Below are 17,448 nucleotides of genomic sequence, written 5' to 3'. Positions count from 1 at the left end.
GCCGGCGCGACCCCACCTGCGCGGCCGGCCCGCCTGTCGTCGCCGCGCGCCGCGCACCGCGCCCGACATCCCCCCTCGCCGCCAGCGGCCGATCGCGCCGGCGAGGCGCTCTGACGAGCTGCGTTGAGCGCCGACACGGCACGATCGCGCCTCCTGTCGTCCGGGCCTCAACCGCGCACGGCCCGCGCGCCGAGAGGCGTGTTGCGCGCGATCGTCTCGTTGGATGATCTCGATCGCACAGGCGCTGATCTGCCCGGACTCCGGACAATTTCTGTGACACGGACGGATCGCTCGCTTACGATGCGTCGCCTTACCGGGGGCCACTCGGCGCCTCGCCAGAACGGAGCAGAGCCTTGCAAGTAGCGGTGGGCTATCGCAGCGAAGAGGTGCTGCAAACGACGAACGATCGCTGGAGCATCGTGCGCGCCGTGCGCGAGAGCGACGCGCGGCGCGTGCTGCTCAAGGCTCACCTCGACTCACCTCGTCATACGACTGCTCCCGCCGCGGGCGCGCTGCTCAACGAGTTCGAGATCACCCGCTCTCTCGACGCCGCGCAGGTGCTGAGCCCCACGCTGATGGAGCGCTGCGGCGAGGCGCCGGTCCTCGTGTTCGAGGACGAGGATCTCGTGCCCCTCGACTGGCTCCTCGCGCGCTCGCCGCTCCCGATCGACCAGCTCCTCGCGTGGGCCGCGGGCATGGCCGACGCGCTCGCCGAGGTGCACCGCCGCGGCGTCATTCACAAGCACATCCAGCCGCAGAGCTTCTTCGTCGACCCGGAGGCCGGCGCCGTCCGGCTGACCCATTTCATGTTCTCGACGCGGCTCCGGAAGGAGCACCCGCAGGTGCAGAGCACGGTCGAGGAGGGCAGGTTGCCCTACATGTCTCCGGAGCAGACCGGCCGGATGAACCGCGCCCTCGACTGGCGCACAGACCTCTACTCGCTCGGGGTCGTGCTCTACGTGATGCTCGCGGGGCGACTGCCGTTCGACGCCTCGGGGCCGCTCGAGTGGATGCACTCCCACCTCGCCCGACCCCCCGCGCCCCTGCCGGAGGACTCCGTGCCTCCCGCCGTGTCCGCCATCGTCATGAAGCTCCTCGCGAAGGACGCGGAGGAGCGCTACCAGAGCGCAGAAGGTTTGTCGAAAGACCTCCTCAGGTGTCGACGAGCCCTCCTCGAGACAGGGCGAATCGACCCGTTCCCGCTCGGCGAGCACGACGTCTCCGGGCAGTTCCGCATCCCGCACCGCCTCTACGGGCGCGAGGGGGAGGCGCACCAGTACCTGTCGATCTTCGAGCGCGTGCTCGCCGGCAGCCGCGAGATGATCCTGGTCACGGGGTATTCCGGGATCGGCAAGACGTCGCTCGTGCACGAGATCTACAAGCCGCTCACCCGCGAGCACGGCCATTTCATCTCGGGCAAGTTCGACCGGCTCCACCGCGGGATCCCGTACTCCGCCGTGATCCAGGCGCTCCGCGGCCTGCTCCAGCAGGTGCTGGCGGAGAGCGCCGAGCGCGTCGAGGAGGCGCGGCGCTCGCTGCAGAAGCAGCTCGGCAGGAACGCGTCGCTCCTCGTCGACGTGCTGCCCGAGATCGGGATCGTCCTTGGCGCGGGCAACATCCCGCCCGCGCCGCCGGAGCTCGGCCCGGCCGAGGCGCAGCACCGCCTCCTGCTCGCCTTCCGCGGCGTCCTCCGGGCGTTCTGCGGCCGCGGGCGGCCGCTCGTCCTCTTCCTCGACGACCTGCAGTGGGCCGACGCGGGCACGCTCTGGCTCATCGAGGGGCTCCTCGGGGCCGAGGATCTCGGGCCCTTCCTCCTCGTCGGCGCCTACCGCGACAACGAGGTGGACGAGAGCCACCCCCTGCTCATGACGCTGCGGTCGGCGCAGGCGAGCGCCGTGAAGGTGACCACCATCCAGCTCTTCCCGCTCGCGTTCGCGTCGCTGATCCGGCTGGTGGCCGACACCCTGCGGCAGGACCCGTACGCGGTGGAGCCGCTCGCGCGGCTCGTCATGCACAAGACCGAGGGGAACCCGTTCTTCGCGCGGCAGTTCCTCCAGGCGCTCGACGCCGACGGGCTCGTCTACTTCTCCCCGGAGGAGCGCCGCTTCCGCTGGGACCTCGACCGGATCGAGGCGCGCGGGTTCACCGAGAACGTCGTCGAGCTGATGAGCGGCCGGGTGCGCAGCCTCGACGCCGCGACGGTCGAGCTCCTGACGCTGGCCGCGTGCATCGGGAGCACCTTCGATCTGGAGACGCTCGCGGTCATCGCCGGCCTCGACAGGATCGAGGCCGCGCGCCGCCTCGAGCCGGCGATCCGCGACGAGTACGTCCTCGCGAGCGCGGGCGCGCTCGCGGGCGCGCCCGGCGAGGCGGCCGCCGCGACCCGCTTCCGCTTCCTCCACGACCGCGTGCAGCAGGCGGTCTACGGCCTCATCGACGGGCCCCAGCGCGAGGCGGTCCACCTGCGCATCGGCCGCCGGCTCCTCGCGGGCGCGACGCCCGAGGAGCGCGCCGAGCGCGTCTTCGAGATCGTCGAGCAGCTCGATCAGGGGCTCGGCCTCGTGCGCGACGGCGACGAGCGGCTCGCGATCGCGGAGCTCAACCTGGAGGCGGCCGTCCGGGCGAAGCACGCGACCGCCTACGCCGCGGCCCGGCGCTACCTCGAGGCGGGCCGCCGCCTGCTCCCGGCCGGCGCGTTCGCGTCGCGCTACGCGCTCGCGTTCGCCCTGCTGCGGCAGCTCGCCGAGGTGGAGTACCTGCTCGGCGCGATGGACGCCGCCGAGGCGCTCGTCACCGAGGCGCTCGGCCACGCGAGGACCCCGGTCGAGAAGGCCGACCTCCTGAAGCTCCGGATGGTGCAGTACACGATGCGCGGCCGCTTCACCGACACGGTGGAGGCCGGGCGGGAGGCGCTCGCGCTGATCGGCGTCGCGCTGCCTTCCCGCGCGGGTGAGGCGGAGCTCGCGACGCTCGTCGAGGCCGAGGCGGCGCGCGTGCAGCAGCTCCTCGCGGGCCGGGCGCCCGCCTCGCTGATCGACGCACCGGAGATCGCCGACGAGGGCCAGCGGCTCGCCGTCGGCGTGCTCAACGAGCTGATGGCGCCGCTCTACATGCTCAAGCTCGAGAAGCTGAACTTCTTCGCGTGCTGCAGCATCGTGCGGATCTCGCTCGAGCACGGCCTCACCCCCGAGGCGTCCTACGGCTTCGCCATGTACGGCGGCCTGATCGGCCACTTCCACGGCGACTACCGCCAGGGCTACGCGTTCGGGCGGCTGGCCGCCGACATCGGCCTCCGGTTCCGCATGCAGGGCGACTTCTGCCGCGCCTGTTACATCCTCGGCAACAACATCCAGTCGTGGGTGAGGCCGCTCTCGGAGACGGACGCGCTGTTCCGGGACGGCTACCGCGCCGGCCTCGACGCGGGCGATCTCCAGTTCGCGGGCTACTTCCTCATCTACCTGCTCCTCAACCCGCTCTTCCGCGGCGAGAGCGCGCGCGGGCTGCTCGACGAGCTGCCCGGCTCCCTCCGCTTCGCCAAGCGGACCCGGCACACCGTCGCCACGCACAGCCTCCTCGGCCTCCTGCTCGCGCTGCGGGACCTCACCGGCGACGGCGCGGCGGTGCCCGAGGAGTCGCTGACGGAGGAGCAGTTCCTGAAGGACTGCGAGGCGCACCAGACGCGCTACGCGCTCTGCCACTACCAGATCCTCAAGGCGATGTGCCTGTACCTGCACGGCCTCCCCGCGGACGCGGTGCGGGTCGCCGACGAGGCCGAGGAGAACCTCGGCTTCCTCGCCGGGAAGTTCCAGACCGCGGCGCTCCGGTTCTACCGCGCGCTCGCGATCGCCGCGCTCCTGCCCGGCGCGGAGGAGGGCGAGCGGGCGCGGCTGCGGGCCGATCTCGACGCGTGCCGCGAGCGGCTGCGCGGCTGGACCGAGGGCTGCGCGGAGAACTTCTCTCACAAGCACCAGCTCGTCGAGGCGGAGGCGGCGCGCCTCGACGGTCGGCTCGACGACGCGGCCAGGGCCTACGACGAGGCGATCGCGCTCGCGCGCCAGCACGCCTTCCCCAACATCGAGGCCATCGCGTGCGAGCTCGCGGGCCGCTTCTGGATGTCGCGCGGCAGGACGCGCGTCGCGCTCGATTTCCTCACGGACGCGGTCCAGGCCTACAGCCGCTGGGGCGTGGACCGCAAGATCGCGCGGCTCACCGAGGAGTTCCCGCTCATCCGGCCGGGGCGCGACCGGCCCGCGCCGGGGGTCGTGCGGGCGGACGCCTTCGACGTGGAGACGCTGCTCAAGGCGGCGCGCGTCCTCTCCCAGGAGCTCGTGGTCGAGCGGCTGCTCGGCAGCATGGTGCAGGTGCTCGTCGAGAACGCCGGCGCCGAGCGGGGGACGCTGCTCCTCGTCCGCGGCGACGGCCTCGTGCTCGTCGCGCAGGGCGCGGCGCACCCGCCCGAGCCGCGCGCGCTGCCCTCGATCCCGCTCGGCGACGAGAGCGACGAGGTCTGCGCCTCCGTGGTGCGGCTCGCCGTGCGCACGTGCCAGAGCGTGATCTACGCGGACGCCTCCCGGGATCCCGCCCTGCGGGACGACCCCTACGTGAGCTCCCGCAAGGTCCGGTCGATGCTCTGCGCGCCGCTGCTGCTCAAGGGGCAGGTGCTCGGCGCCATCTACCTGGAGAACAACCTGTTCGAGGGGCTCTTCGGGCCCGAGCGCCTCGAGATCCTGCACCTGCTCGCCGCGCAGGCGGCCGTCTCGTTCAACAACGCGCTCGTCTACGAGAACCTCGAGCGCATGGTGGAGGAGCGCACGCACGAGCTCCGGAGCACGCAGCAGAAGCTCGTGGACGCCGCGCGCAGGGCGGGGATGGCCGAGGTCGCGGACAGCGCCATGCACAACGTGGGCAACGCGCTGAACAGCGTCATGGTGCTGCGGATGCAGCTCTCGGAGCGGGTCGCTGGCTCGCGCGTCTCGCGGCTCGCCCAGGTGGCGCAGCTCCTCGAGGCGCACCGGGGCGACCTCGGCGCGTTCCTCACGAGCGACCCGCGGGGCCAGCGGCTCATCGAGTACATCGACGAGCTCGCGCGGCACCTCGCCGCCGAGCAGGAGACCGCGGCCTCCGAGCTCCTGGAGCTCGGCGAGTGCGTGAGCCGCATCCGCGACATCGTCTCCGATCAGCTCCGGAACGCCGGGATGAGAGTCATCGTCGAGCCGGTCTCGGTCGCCTCCGTGATCGAGGACGCCCTGCGCGTCGGGCTGAACCGCGCCGAGCGCGCGCACCACGGCATCGACGTGGTCTGCGAGCTCTCGGACGAGGCGCGGGTCGAGACGGACCGGCACCGGCTGCTCCAGATCGTCACCAACCTCATCACCAACGCGCGGCGCGCTGTGTGCCACGCGGTGGGCCCGGAACGCCGCGTCGTCGTCCGGTGCGCGCCGATCGAGGCCGGCGGCTGCTCCGTGGAGATCGAGGACACCGGCGTGGGCATCGCCTCGGAGCACCTGGCGCGGCTGTTCCAGCAGGGGTTCACGACGTGGCCCGAGGGCACGGGGCTCGGGCTGCACTCGAGCGTGCTGGAGGCCCGCGTCCTCGGCGCGGCGCTCCGCGCGGAGAGCAAGGGCCCCGGCCAGGGCGCGAAGTTCACGCTCGAGCTCCCGGCCGCGGCGCCCCGCAGCGGGCGGATCCGCCGCGCGGCGGTCGACTGAGGGCGGCCCCGCCGACGAGGAGCCGTGCTCTGCCGCGCGTTGCAGCCCCGGCCCGGCCAGAGGATAGGACCGGCGCTGGCCGAGGGTGAGATGAGCAAAGCGAGCGCGCTCCACAAGGCGAGGATCCTTGTCGTCGACGACAACGCCTCGATCCACGGTGATTTCCAGAGGATCCTGAGGGCGGCTCCCGCCAGGACCTCGCTCGATGAGCACGAGGCCGAGCTCTTCGGCGACATCGACGCGCCGAGGACCGCCCCGGCGGTGGAGCTCGACGTGGAGCTCACGCTGGCGCACCAGGGCGAGGAGGGGGTCGAACTCGTGCGGCAGGCGCGGGCGCGCGGGGAGCCGTACGCCGTGGCGTTCGTCGACTTCCGGATGCCTCCCGGGATCGACGGGGTGGAGACGATCCACCGGATCTTCGCCGAGGATCCCGACGTTCAGGCCGTGTTCTGCACCGCGTACACCGACCTGTCGTGGAAGGAGATCGCGAACCGGCTCTCGCACGTGGACCGGTACCTGATCCTCAAGAAGCCGTTCGAGCCGATGGAGGTGCGGCAGATGGCGGCGGCGCTGAGCGCGAAATGGCGGCACGAGCGGGAGCGCGCGAGGGCGCACGCCGCGCTGCTCGACCGCGAGGCGCACCTCCGGGCGCTCCTCGACGCCTGGCCGCAGGAGCTCGTGCGGGTCGATCGGCACGGGCGGTGCCGCCCGGTCCGGCCCCCGCAGGGCATCGCCGCCGTCGCGGTCCCGTCCTCGCTCGAGGAGCTCGTGCCGCCGGCCGAGGTGGCGCGGGCGCTCGATCTGGTGCGGCGCTCGATCGACCAGGGGGCGTCGCAGCGGATGGAGTTCTCCGTGGACGGCGCCGGGGGGCGCCGGCACGTCGACGTGCGCATCACGGCCCTGGGCGGCGAGCGCCCCGAGGCGATCGTCTCGCTGACGGACGTCACCGAGCTCCGGCAGCGCCAGGAGGAGGAGGGCCTGCTGCGGGAGCGGTAGATCGCGCAGCAGGTAGTCCTGCGCCCCGGAGGTTCCGGCTCCGTGATGGAGAAGAATTGGAACCACAGAGGGCACAGAGGGCACAGAGGGAGAGAGAAGAGATGATTTTTTTTCTCTCTCCCTCTGTGCCCTCTGTGCCTCTGTGGTTCCTTCTCTCTGTGACTCCTTATCTCATGAACCAGGCTGGCGGCTCAGGTGCAGGCGCCTTCCACGCACGCGCTGCCGCTCGGGCAGTCGCAGTCCACCTCGCAGGAGATGGCCGGCTCGGGCGGCGGCTCGCAATACCCGCCCTCGCACGACTCGCCCTCTGCGCAGTCGCAAGAGGCCGCGCAGGGCACCTTGCAGGCCCCCTCGACACACTCGTTGCCGCTCGGGCAGTCGCAGTCCGCCTCGCACGCGGCCGTCTCCCCCCCCGCGCCGGAGCTGCTGTTGCCGCCGTCGCCGTCCTCGTTGCGGTCCGGGCGCCCGATACCGGGCGCGTCGGGCGCGTCCGGGGCATCGGGCGCGTCGGGCGCGTCCGGGGCATCGGGCACATCGGGCGCGTCGGGCGCGTCGTGCCCGTCGTCCCAGAAACACTCCTCGTCGTCGTCCCAGTCGCAGTCTCGGTCGGTCTCGATGTAGCAGCCGACCATCGTGGTGGAGAAGACGCACAGAGAGAGGCCAAGGGCCCATTCGAAGGCCGTACGCGTGTTCATGTTCATCGCTCCTGATCCGGGAGGTGGACTCATGGCAGCGGCGCCGACCGTCACCGCGGCGCCCTCTGCCCACCCGATGCTGCGTGCCCGGGGCCACGCGGTCCGTTCAACCGCCCGCGCGCCTCCGCACGATCCCGACGCTTGCCCGCCCCGCACCCCCCGCCGGCGGCCGGATCGACCCCCGCCTGTCGGTCCCGTCCGATTTCGCCCTCCGACGTTGAACGTTCCCGGCCCCCCCGGGCACGAATCGGACGCGCAGCCATGAACGACCCCCTCCATGCCGGGCACGAATCCGCGTGCCTCCCGTCGCCCTGGGCCCTCCGGCGCTCGCTCACCGCAAACGGGCCGCGCCGCGGGGCGCGTTCGGATGTAACCATGATGACGCAGGAATGGACCGAGACGGGACAGAGCAGGCCGCGGGCTTCCCGCGGGGCGAGCCGGAGGGCGCCGTCGACCCGCCGCGCGCGCCGCACGTCGAGGAGCGGAGGGGGCCGATGAGGGCCATCGCGCTCGTCATGCCGTTCCTCTTCTCCCGCGGCGCCGAGCGCGCGCAGGACCCGGAGGAGGCCCTCGTCGAGCGGCTCCGGCGCGGGGAGGCCGCGGCGATCGGCGAGGCGTACGACAGGCACTACGAGGCGGTGCGCGGGTTCGCCCGGCGCCTCACCGGCGACGACGCCGCCGCCGAGGACCTGGCGCACGACGTCTTCGTCAGCCTGCCGCAGGCCGCGCAGCGCTTCCGCGGCGGCTCGTCGCTGAAGACCTTCCTCATCGCGATCGCGGTCAACCACGCCCGCCACCACCTCCGCGCCGCGGCGCGCCGCCGCGCGGCCATGGAGCGCCTCGCCCTCGAGCCGGACGACGACAAGCCGGATAACCCCGAGCGGGCGGCCGGCCGCGCCGACCTCGCCCAGGCCCTGAACCGCGCCCTCGACGCGCTCCCGGACGCGCAGCGCGCGACGTTCGTGCTCTGCGAGGTCGAGGAGCGCAGCGCGCGCGAGGTGTCCGAGATCCTCGGCGTGCCCGAGGCGACGGTGCGCACGCGGCTGTTCCACGCCAAACAGAAGCTCCGCACGCTGCTGGAAGGGAGGACCCCATGAAGGACGACGTGCTCCGCGAGGCCGCGCGCGCGCTGCGCGAGGAGGCCGACGCGTCGCGCGCCCGCCGCGACGAGACGCGCGCCCGCGTGATGAGGAGCATCAAGGCGCAGCGCGCCCGCCGGCTCACCACCGTCCGCGTCGCCGTCCCGCTGGCCGCCGTGCTCGTCGGCTCGGCCGCGTGGGCCTCGGCCGCGCGCTGGTTCCCGGACGCGTGGACCGACATCGCCTCCCAGCTCGGCCTGAGCGTGGCCGATCCGCCCGACGCGCCGCCCGCGCCGCCCACGTCGCGCGCGCTCCGCTCGCCGCGCCGCGCGTCCGACGCCGACCCGCCCGCGCCGCCCGCGCCCGAGGTCGACCCGGCCGCGCCACCGCAGCCCGAGCCCAGCCTCGCCGAGCTCGCCCCGCAGCCGCCGCTCCCCGCGCCCCCGCTGGCCCCCACCGCACCTCCCGAGGTCGCTCCGGCCCCGCGGCGCGCGCCGGTCGTGGCGGTCGCGCCGCCCGCGCGGCCGGCCGTCGCGCCGAGCGCCGCGAGCTCCACGAAGGCCTCGCGTCCGCCGGCGGACGATCCGCAGGCCATCCAGCGCCCGCCCGCCGGGCCCGACGCCGACGCGCTCTACCAGGCCGCGCACCGCGCGCACTTCGTCGATCGCAGCCCCGCCGCGGCGCTCGCCGCCTGGAACGACTACCTCGCCGCCGCGCCGCGCGGCCGCTTCGCGGTCGAGGCGCAGTACAACCGCGCCCTCTGCCTGGTGCGCCTCGGCCGCACCGACGAGGCGCGGCGCGCGCTCGAGCCGTTCGCGCAGGGCGCCTTCGGCGGCTACCGTCAGACCGAGTCGCGCTCGTTGCTCGATGCGATGAGCAGCGCGAGCGAGTGATCGTCTCGCTGGGCGCGCGTGAACGAACGCGCCTCGAGCGGGCACTGCACGGTCGATGAACACACCCGACACCGCTCCTCACCTCGCATCTCGGGGCGGCCTCCCGCGCGCCCTTCGGAAGGCCTCCACGCGCGGCGCCGTCCTCGGCGCGGGCTTCGTCCTGCTGCGCGCGCTCGCGGCCGCGGGCGTGTTCGCCGCGGCCACCGCGCTCCCCGCGGGCGCCCTCGCCGCCGCGCCGAGCGCCGCGGGCGTCGATCTCGTCGTCGACGGCGCCGGGTGGACGCTGGATCCCGAGGCGGTGCGCGCGGCGCTCGGGCGCGAGCTCGGCGGCCCCGTCACGGTGGTCGACGCGGCGGCCGCCGCGCGCCCCACGCTGGTCCTCCGCGGCGAGGCCGACGGCCGCGTCACGCTGACGTACAGCGCCGGCGACGGCCGCCACATCGGGCGCACGATCGACGTCCCCGAGGATCCCGATCGCGCCGCCGAGGCGATCGCGCTGCTCGCGGGCAACCTCGTCCGCGACGAGGCCGCGGAGCTCGCCGCCGCGCTGGGCAAGCGCCCGTCCGACGGGCCGGCCGCGGCGCCGCCGGCGCCCCCCGCAGCACCTGCCGCGGGCAACGCGAGCCCGCCGTCGCGGCCCGCGCGCTCCGCGCCGGAGCCTCCTCCCTGCGCCCTCCCCGGCGCGGAGACCGTCCTCCTCGGCGGCGACGTCGTGCCCTTGGTCGGATCCTCCACGGTCACCGGCACCAACGTCGTCCGCCGCTACTCGCTGAACCTCGTGGGCAGCTACACGGCGGGCGTCACGGGCGTGGAGCTCGCCGCGGGTGTCAACATCCTCTCGTCCTTCCTGTGCGGCGTGCAGTTCTCCTCCGCCGCCAACGTCGTGCTCGGCCCCGCGCGCGGCGTGCAGATCACCGGCGGGCTCAACCTCGCCACGTCGCTGCGCGGCGCGCAGATCGGCTCGTTCAACCTCGCCACCGGTCCGGTCACGGGCGTGCAGGGCGGCGTGCTGAGCGTCGCCCTCGGCGCCGTGGACGGCGCGCAGCTCGGGGTGGCCAACGCCGCCGTGGGCGAGTCGACCGACGTGCAGGTCGGCCTCGCCAACGTCGCCGTGAGCCCGTCGACCGACGTGCAGGTCGGCCTGGCCAACGTCGCCGTGGGCGAGTCGACCGACGTCCAGATCGGCCTCGCCGACGTCGCCGCGGGCAAGACGAGCGACCTTCAGATCAGCCTCGCCAACCTCGCCGCCGGCGAGTCGACCGGCGTGCAGATCGGGATCCTCAACGTGTCCACCGGCAAGGTGCGCGGCGCGCAGATCGGCCTCGTCAACTACGCCGACGATTCGCCGCTCTCGCTCGGGCTCCTCACCATCGTCCGCAACGGCCGCCTCCACATCGACGCCTGGGGCACCGAGTCCGGCCTCGCGATGGCCGGCATCAAGCACGGCAGCGATCACTTTCACAACATCTACGGCATCGGCGTCCGCCTCTCCGGCGACCGCCCCCTCCTCGCATACTCGCTCGGCCTGGGCGGCCGCATCACCCTCGGCAAGCGCACATACCTCGACCTGGACGTGCTCGGGTACTCGCTCCACGAGCCCGCGGCGCTCAAGCCCACGGCCGTGCTGACGCAGGCGCGCGCGCTCCTTGGCCTCCGTCTCCTCCCCGGGTTCGCGGTCTTCGGCGGCCCCAGCTACAACGTCGCGTTCGGCGAGACCCCCGAGGACGCCGGCCTGAGCCCCTACGGCAGCATCCCGCTCCGCATCGACGGCTCCTTCACCCAGCGCGGCTGGCCCGGCGTCGTGCTCGGCGTGCAGGTGCTCTGACCCGGGCGCCGCGCCTTCCGCGCCGACGCTCCGGCCCAGCGCACCGTGCTCGTCGGTGGCGGGTTGACGGACGCATGAACGAATTTACTTTTCGTTCATCGATTCATGGAGCTCGCCCGAGCGGTCGCTCGCGGCGGTCTACGTGAGCCTCCCATCCGCGCGCCGCGCGCCGCCCTGACCGGCGGAGGCGCGGCGCACCTCATCCACCAACCGTCCATCGATTCCGGCAGGGATGGCGCGAGCCGACCGCTGCCACAGGAGTCTGCATGAGCCAGCTTCGCAGCGGCGCCAGCGCGCCTCGCTCTCCATTTCCCCTGCTCCCGCTCCGCACGGGCGTGCTCTTCCCCGGCACCGTGCTCACGCTCCCGGTGGGCCGCGCCCGCTCGGTGGCGCTGCTCAACGGCGTGCACGCCGGCGACGTGATCGGCGTCATCGCGCAGCGCGACCCGAAGCGCGAGGATCCCCGGCGCGAGGACCTCCACGACATCGGCACGTTCGCCCGGGTCGTCGACGTCACGCGCGTCTCGAACGGCTTCCGCCTGGTGATCGAGGGGCTCGATCGCTTCGCGCTCACCGCCCTGGTCGAGACCGAGCCCACCTGGCGGGCCGAGGGCGCCGTCGCGCCCGAGTTCCTCGGCGACGCCGAGGAGGCGCGCCTGCTCGCCGCGTCGCTGCGCGAGCGCGCCCGCGAGATCGGCCCGAAGCTCGCGACCAACCTCGCCGAGATCGCCGCCACGAGCCGCGCCGAGCCCGGCCTCCTCGCCGACCAGATCGCCGGCGCGCTCGGCCTCCCGACCGACAAGGAGATGGAGGTGCTCGCCGAGCTCCGCGTCGCGCCGCGGCTCCAGAAGGTCGCCGCCCTGCTCTCCGAGGCGGCCGCCCTCGCCGATCTGAAGAAGAAGATCGACAGCGACGTGCGGCGCGAGCTCGGCAAGGGGCAGCGCGAGGCGATCCTCCGCGAGCAGCTCCGCGCCATCCAGAAGGAGCTCGCGGGCGGCGAGGAGGGCGAGGACGAGCTGTCGACGCTCCGCCGGCGCCTCGACGAGGCCGGCCTCCCCGAGGAGGCGCGCGCGGTCGCCGATCGGGAGCTCCGCCGGCTCGAGTCGGTCGGCCCGCAGAGCGCCGAGCACAGCGTGATCCGCACCTACCTCGAGTGGATCGCCGACCTGCCGTGGAGCGCGCGGGCGGCGGTGAAGGACGACCTCGACGCCGTCCAGGCGAAGCTCGACGAGGACCACCGCGGACTCGACGACGTGAAGCGCCGCATCCTGGAGCACATGGCGGTGCTCAAGCTGACCGGCCAGCCCCGCGCGACGATCCTCTGCTTCGCGGGCCCGCCCGGCGTGGGCAAGACGTCGCTCGGCCAGTCGATCGCGGACGCCACCGGCCGCCCGTTCGTGCGCATCTCCCTCGGCGGCGTGCACGACGAGGCGGAGCTGCGCGGCCACCGGAGGACGTACGTCGGCGCGCTGCCCGGGCGCATCGTGCACGCGCTGAAGAAGGCGAAGGTGAAGAACCCGGTCGTGCTCCTCGACGAGGTCGACAAGCTCGGCGCCGGCTGGCGCGGCTCGCCCGAGGCGGCGCTCCTGGAGGTGCTCGATCCCGAGCAGAACCGGACGTTCGTCGACCACTACATGGAGCTCCCGTTCGATCTGTCCGAGGTCGTCTTCCTCTGCACGGTGAACGATCTCGGCGCGCTCTCCGCGCCGCTCCGGGACCGGCTCGAGGTCATCGAGCTGTCCGGGTACACGCCGGACGAGAAGATCGCGATCGCGCGGTCGCACCTCGCCCCGAAGCAGCTCAAGGAGCACGCGATCGATCCGGCGCTGCTCACGATCACGGACGACGCGCTCGCCGCGATCGTGCGCGACTACACGCGGGAGGCCGGGGTGCGGCAGCTCGGCCGCGAGATCAAGAAGCTGTGCCGGGCGGTCGCGCTCGAGGTCGCCCGCGCCGCGGACGGCAAGGCCCAGCGCCTGGTCGTCGAGGCGCACGATCTCGGCAAGTACCTCGGCAAGGTCCGGTTCTTCAGCGACGTCGCCGAGCGCACGAGCGTGCCTGGCGTCGCGACGGGGCTGGCCTGGACGCCGGTGGGCGGGGACATCCTGTTCATCGAGACCTCGCGGATGCCGGGGAAGGGGAGGGTCGAGATCACGGGTCAGCTCGGCGACGTGATGAAGGAGTCGGCGAGGGCGGCGCTCTCCTACGTGCGGAGCCACGCTGGCGAGCTCGGCGTCGACACGGCGAAGCTCGAGGCGGAGGACCTGCACATCCACGTCCCGGCGGGCGGCGTGCCCAAGGACGGGCCTTCCGCGGGCGTGACGATGTTCACGGCGCTGACGTCGCTCCTCTCCGGGCGGCGGGTGCGGTCCGACACGGCGATGACGGGTGAGTGCACGCTGCGCGGCCGGGTGCTCCCTGTCGGCGGCATCAAGTCCAAGGTGCTCGCGGCGCACCGCGCCGGCATCACGCGGGTCGTGCTGCCGCAGAAGAACGCGCGCGACGCCGAGGAGATCCCGAAGGAGGTGCGCGCCGAGCTCGAGCTCATCTTCGTCGAGGACATGAGCCAGGTCCTCGCGGCCGCGCTGGAGGAGGCGCCGCTCGAGGCCGCCGCCGCGCCCGCGGCGTCGGGCGTCCCCGCGGCGGAGCCGGCGGCCGCCGCGTAGGCCGAGCCGACGGCCGCCGCGCACGGGGAGGGGGGACATGCCGAGGCGGCCGCGCCGGCGGGGGGCTGTGCGCGGCGGCGCGCGGGCGGGCGCTCGGCCATCCGCCAAGACGGGGGCCGGGGAGCTTGCGCATGCAACACCACCCGGCATGTCTCCCTTCGGGCCATGCCACCTGAAACGTCTCGTTGCGCGCCACACAAGGCGCGCCTGAGACGTAAAGCCTCCTGATACCTCATGGCACCTCGGTCGGTGCTCGCCGCGCCCGCCCGCGCGCCGCCGCGCACAGCCCCCCGCCGGCGCTCACGTCGTCTTGTGGAGCCGGTAAAGCGGTTTGTGGGAGCCGGTAAAGCGGTCGGGCGGAGATCGGGCGGAGCTCACGGTCGCGGGCGCCTTCTCCACAGCGTGCGGGAACCCTGCGCTGCGCTTGTGTGCCGCAGGACGTTCTGTTCCAATGCTCCGAATTTTTTGAAGGCGGCAGGGTGTTCCGCCTGGAGGGGACTATGTCACATCGTCGACTTGCTTCGATCGCTTCGGTGGCCCTGGTGCTCGGCGCCAGCGCGCTCGCCGCGGCCGGGGACCCGAGCCCGGCCGCGCCCGCGGCGCCCGCAGCCCGAGCGGCTGGCGCCGCGCCCGAGGGGGCCGCGCAGCCGGCTGCGGCGGCGCCGTCCGGCGACGCAGAGCGGGAGCCGACGGCGGAGGAGATCGCCGCGGCGATGCAGAAGTTCGATGCCGGGCTGAACCTCCAGAGCGGGAAGGTCACGGTCGGTGACAACCTCGCCGAGCTCGACGTCCCGGAGGCGTTCCGCTTCACGGGCCCGGAGGGCGCCAGGAAAGTGCTCCAGGCCTGGGGCAATCCCCCGGGGTCCGAGGCGCTCGGCATGCTGTTCCCGGCCGGCGTGAGCCCGATCGCGGACGACTCGTGGGGTATCGTGATCAGCTACGTGGAGGAGGGCCACGTCGACGACGACGACGCGAAGGACATCGATTTCGGCGAGCTCCTGTCCGAAATGCAGAAGGATACCAGCGAGAACAACCCGGAGCGCCAGAAGGCGGGCTTCCCCGCCGTGCGCCTGATCGGCTGGGCCGAGCCGCCTCACTACGACCCCGCGTCGAAGAAGCTCTACTGGGCGAAGACGCTCGAGTTCGACGGCAACAAGGACCGCACGCTCAACTACTCGATCCGCGTGCTCGGGCGCAAAGGCGTGCTCGAGCTGAACGCCGTCTCGGGCATGAACCAGCTCGCGACCGTGCGGAGCGAGATGCAGAGCGTGCTGAAGTTCGTCGAGTTCAAGCCCGGCAACCGTTACGAGGACTTCGACGAGAACATCGACCAGGTGGCCGCGTACGGCATCGGCGCCCTGGTCGCGGGCAAGGTGGCGGCCAAGGCGGGGCTGTTCAAGGGATTGCTCGCCGTGCTGCTCGCCAGCAAGAAGCTCGTCGTCGCCGGCCTGGTGGCTGTCGCGGGCGGCGCCAAGGTGTTCTGGGACCGGGTCCGCGGGCGCGCCTGACCAGGCGGTCATCCCCGCCCGGGGTAAGAAGAGTCAATATCGGCCCGAGCAACCTTTGCTTCGTGGCCTGTTCGTCACCCTTGACGTGCTCTTCCATGAAGGCCGAGTGCATCGGCAGGCTGTAAAGCGTCACCAGGGCGGGGAAGTTCCAGACGACGCGGAAGCTCATCCGTCCTGCTCGCGGGCCAGCTCCTCCAGGGCCTGCGGGAGTTCCTCGTGCGCGACGAGGCGCGCTCGGCCCGCCGCCATGTCGGCGAGGTCTTGCTCGAGCTCGGCACACTGCTCTGGCGTGAGCCTGTGCACCCGCGGCGCGCGGTCGATCGTCGCGAGGATGGGGTCGCTCGGCGAGGTATCGGGGCGGGTGGGCATGAATGCGGCGTGAATCGGAAGGGGGCAGAGGAGCAAGGGCACGCGTCGGGGACGACGTCAAAGCGCCGCCGTCCCCACCCGGCGGCCGTCCTGCCTGGCCCCCGGCCGGCCCCGCGTTCCCGCTCTAGAAGAGCTCGCCGATCCGCCGCAGCCAGCTCCCGCTCGAGTAGAGCGCGCGCAGCCCGCGCTTGAACCAGCCGTACGACGCCTCGGTGTACGGGAACCAGATCGGGTCCTTCGACCCCAGCGAGACGCGGTCCGCGTTGATGTGCTTGACGTCGCACATCTGCCGCAGCCCGTCCTCGCCCATCACCCGGCCGAAGCCGCTCTGCTTCACGCCGCCGAACGGCGCGTCGGGGAGGGCGCCGTTCATGAGCACGTCGTTCACCAGCACGCTGCCCGCCTGCAGGCGCTCGGCGAGCCGGCGCGCGTGGTCGGTGTCCTCCGAGAAGACGTACGCGTTCAGGCCGAGGTGCGACTCGTTCGCGAGGCGGATCGCCTCCTCCTCGGTGGCGACCTGCATGAACGGCACGACCGGCCCGAAGATCTCCTCCTTCATCACCGTCATCGCGTGGTCGCAGCCCGCGAGGATCGTCGGCTCGAAGAACTGGCCCTGCCCCTGCGCCCGCTTGCCGCCCACCTTCACGCTGGCGCCCTTCTCGACCGCGTCCTTGATGTGCCGCTCGGCCACCTCGATCTGCGGCGCGAAGATGATCGCCCCCACGTCGACGAACTCCTTGCCCGGATCGCCCTGGTTCAGCCCCCGCGTGATCTCGACGGTGCGCTCGAGCAGCTTGTCGTGGATCTCGCGGTGCGCGTAGACCCGCTCCACCGAGAGGCAGACCTGCCCCGCGTTCGCGAACCCGCCGAACACGATCGCCTGCGCCGTGCGCTCGACGTCGGCGTCCGCGCAGGCGATGAGCGGCGCCTTGCCGCCGAGCTCCATCACGCACGGGATGAGGCGCTCCCCGCAGGCCGCGGCGACCCGCTTGCCGGTGCTGACGCTGCCCGTGAACACGAGCATCTGGATCCCGCTGTCGATCAGCGCCGCGCCGGTCGGCCCGTAGCCGGTGACGACCTGGAAGAGATCCTCCGGCATGCCCGCGCCGTCCCAGATCTCCTTCTGCTTGAGGGCGATGAGCGGCGTCACCTCGCTCGGCTTGAGCACGGCGGCGTTGCCCGCCACGATCGCCGCGAGCACGTCGCGCAGCGCGAGCTGGAACGGGAAGTTCCACGGCGAGATCACGCCGACCACGCCGCGCGGGGCGTAGTGGACCCAGCTGCGCCGGTGCTTGAAGAGGTGGAGCTTGATCTCGCGCGGCTCGAGCGCCTTCGGCGCGATGTCCGCGAAGTACGTCGCCATGTCCGCCGCGACCAGCACCTCGTGGAGGAGCGCCTCGTGGCGCGGCTTGCCGCACTCGCGCGAGAGCAGGTCGACGATCTCGTCGGCGCGATCGACGATGGCGTCGCGGAAGCGGAGGACGCGCTGGCAGCGCTCCTCGACGGGCAGCGCGCCCCAGGCCTCCTGCGCGCGCCGCGCCCGGGCGACCGCGGCCCGCACGTCCTCGGCGCTCGTGTTCGGGACCTCGCCGAGGAGCTCCCCGGTCGCCGGCGCGTAGCTGCGGATCGCCTCGCCCCCGTGCCCGTTCACCCCCGGACCGCTGCCGTTGCCCCCGATCGCGCGTTCGCTCACCACCTGACCCATGATC

Annotated in this window: 10 protein-coding genes; 7 read left to right on the top strand and 3 right to left on the bottom strand. The window is 73.0% G+C overall.

The genetic code is table 11. The features are described 5' to 3' along the window. Positions 1-353: 353 nt before the first annotated feature. Both WME76_RS20085 and WME76_RS20080 read left to right on the top strand, forming a co-directional pair. Entirely contained in the window at positions 354-5,708 is a 5,355-nt protein-coding gene (locus tag WME76_RS20085) for an AAA family ATPase (RefSeq protein ID WP_437961684.1), read from the top strand. 90 nt (positions 5,709-5,798) lie between these two features. Next, the gene (locus WME76_RS20080; protein ID WP_437961683.1) at positions 5,799-6,704 is read left to right on the top strand and encodes a response regulator; all 906 of its coding nucleotides are present in this window, start codon (positions 5,799-5,801) and stop codon (positions 6,702-6,704) included. Between the two features lie 191 nt (positions 6,705-6,895). Here WME76_RS20080 and WME76_RS20075 read toward each other — a convergent pair whose 3' ends face one another. Then, on the bottom strand, positions 6,896-7,399 hold the full coding sequence (locus tag WME76_RS20075) for a hypothetical protein (protein ID WP_437961682.1): 504 nt from the start codon (positions 7,397-7,399) through the stop codon (positions 6,896-6,898). Between the two features lie 389 nt (positions 7,400-7,788). Between WME76_RS20075 and WME76_RS20070 the strand changes: the two genes are divergently transcribed. The 5 genes from WME76_RS20070 (at position 7,789) to WME76_RS20050 (ending at position 15,370) form a co-directional block, all read left to right on the top strand. Next, on the top strand, positions 7,789-8,496 hold the full coding sequence (locus WME76_RS20070; protein ID WP_437961681.1) for an RNA polymerase sigma factor: 708 nt from the start codon (positions 7,789-7,791) through the stop codon (positions 8,494-8,496). Beyond that, positions 8,493-9,371 (top strand): tetratricopeptide repeat protein, encoded by an 879-nt coding sequence (locus WME76_RS20065; protein ID WP_437961680.1) that lies wholly within the window; start codon positions 8,493-8,495, stop codon positions 9,369-9,371. The genes WME76_RS20070 and WME76_RS20065 overlap by 4 nt, the downstream gene beginning before the upstream one ends. Before the next feature lie 55 nt (positions 9,372-9,426). Continuing rightward, positions 9,427-11,196 (top strand): LA_2272 family surface repeat-containing protein, encoded by a 1,770-nt coding sequence (locus tag WME76_RS20060; RefSeq protein ID WP_437961679.1) that lies wholly within the window; start codon positions 9,427-9,429, stop codon positions 11,194-11,196. Positions 11,197-11,462: 266 nt separating this feature from the next. Continuing rightward, positions 11,463-13,862 carry an endopeptidase La gene (gene lon, locus WME76_RS20055; protein ID WP_437961678.1) on the top strand — a complete coding sequence of 800 codons (2,400 nt, stop codon included), beginning with the start codon at positions 11,463-11,465 and terminating at the stop codon, positions 13,860-13,862. 533 nt (positions 13,863-14,395) lie between these two features. Continuing rightward, on the top strand, positions 14,396-15,370 hold the full coding sequence (locus WME76_RS20050; RefSeq protein ID WP_437961677.1) for a DUF2167 domain-containing protein: 975 nt from the start codon (positions 14,396-14,398) through the stop codon (positions 15,368-15,370). 165 nt (positions 15,371-15,535) lie between these two features. Here the strand turns inward: WME76_RS20050 and WME76_RS20045 are convergent, their stop codons facing one another. Together WME76_RS20045 and WME76_RS20040 are read right to left on the bottom strand one after the other, a co-directional pair. Next, positions 15,536-15,739 carry a hypothetical protein gene (locus tag WME76_RS20045; RefSeq protein WP_437961676.1) on the bottom strand — a complete coding sequence of 68 codons (204 nt, stop codon included), beginning with the start codon at positions 15,737-15,739 and terminating at the stop codon, positions 15,536-15,538. Positions 15,740-15,863: 124 nt separating this feature from the next. After that, positions 15,864-17,444: an aldehyde dehydrogenase family protein gene (locus tag WME76_RS20040; RefSeq protein ID WP_437961675.1), complete on the bottom strand. Its 1,581-nt coding sequence runs from the start codon at positions 17,442-17,444 to the stop codon at positions 15,864-15,866. Between the last annotated feature and the right edge of the window lie 4 nt (positions 17,445-17,448).

The sequence above is a fragment of the Sorangium sp. So ce119 genome (genome assembly GCF_051524405.1).
Lineage (GTDB): Bacteria > Myxococcota_A > Polyangia > Polyangiales > Polyangiaceae > Sorangium > Sorangium cellulosum_G.
The sequence above is the reverse complement of the archived record's forward strand: the minus strand, read 5'-3'. Positions and strand labels throughout refer to the sequence as shown.

Excerpts from the sequence above, each read along its gene's own strand:
- WME76_RS20075 (WP_437961682.1), bottom strand. The coding sequence starts at position 7,399 with ATGAACACGCGTACGGCCTTCGAATGGGCCCTTGGCCTCTCTCTGTGC.
- WME76_RS20065 (WP_437961680.1), top strand. The coding sequence starts at position 8,493 with ATGAAGGACGACGTGCTCCGCGAGGCCGCGCGCGCGCTGCGCGAGGAG.
- WME76_RS20070 (WP_437961681.1), top strand. The coding sequence starts at position 7,789 with ATGGACCGAGACGGGACAGAGCAGGCCGCGGGCTTCCCGCGGGGCGAG.
- WME76_RS20040 (WP_437961675.1), bottom strand. The coding sequence starts at position 17,444 with ATGGGTCAGGTGGTGAGCGAACGCGCGATCGGGGGCAACGGCAGCGGT.
- WME76_RS20045 (WP_437961676.1), bottom strand. The coding sequence starts at position 15,739 with ATGCCCACCCGCCCCGATACCTCGCCGAGCGACCCCATCCTCGCGACG.
- WME76_RS20080 (WP_437961683.1), top strand. The coding sequence starts at position 5,799 with ATGAGCAAAGCGAGCGCGCTCCACAAGGCGAGGATCCTTGTCGTCGAC.
- lon (WP_437961678.1), top strand. The coding sequence starts at position 11,463 with ATGAGCCAGCTTCGCAGCGGCGCCAGCGCGCCTCGCTCTCCATTTCCC.
- WME76_RS20060 (WP_437961679.1), top strand. The coding sequence starts at position 9,427 with ATGAACACACCCGACACCGCTCCTCACCTCGCATCTCGGGGCGGCCTC.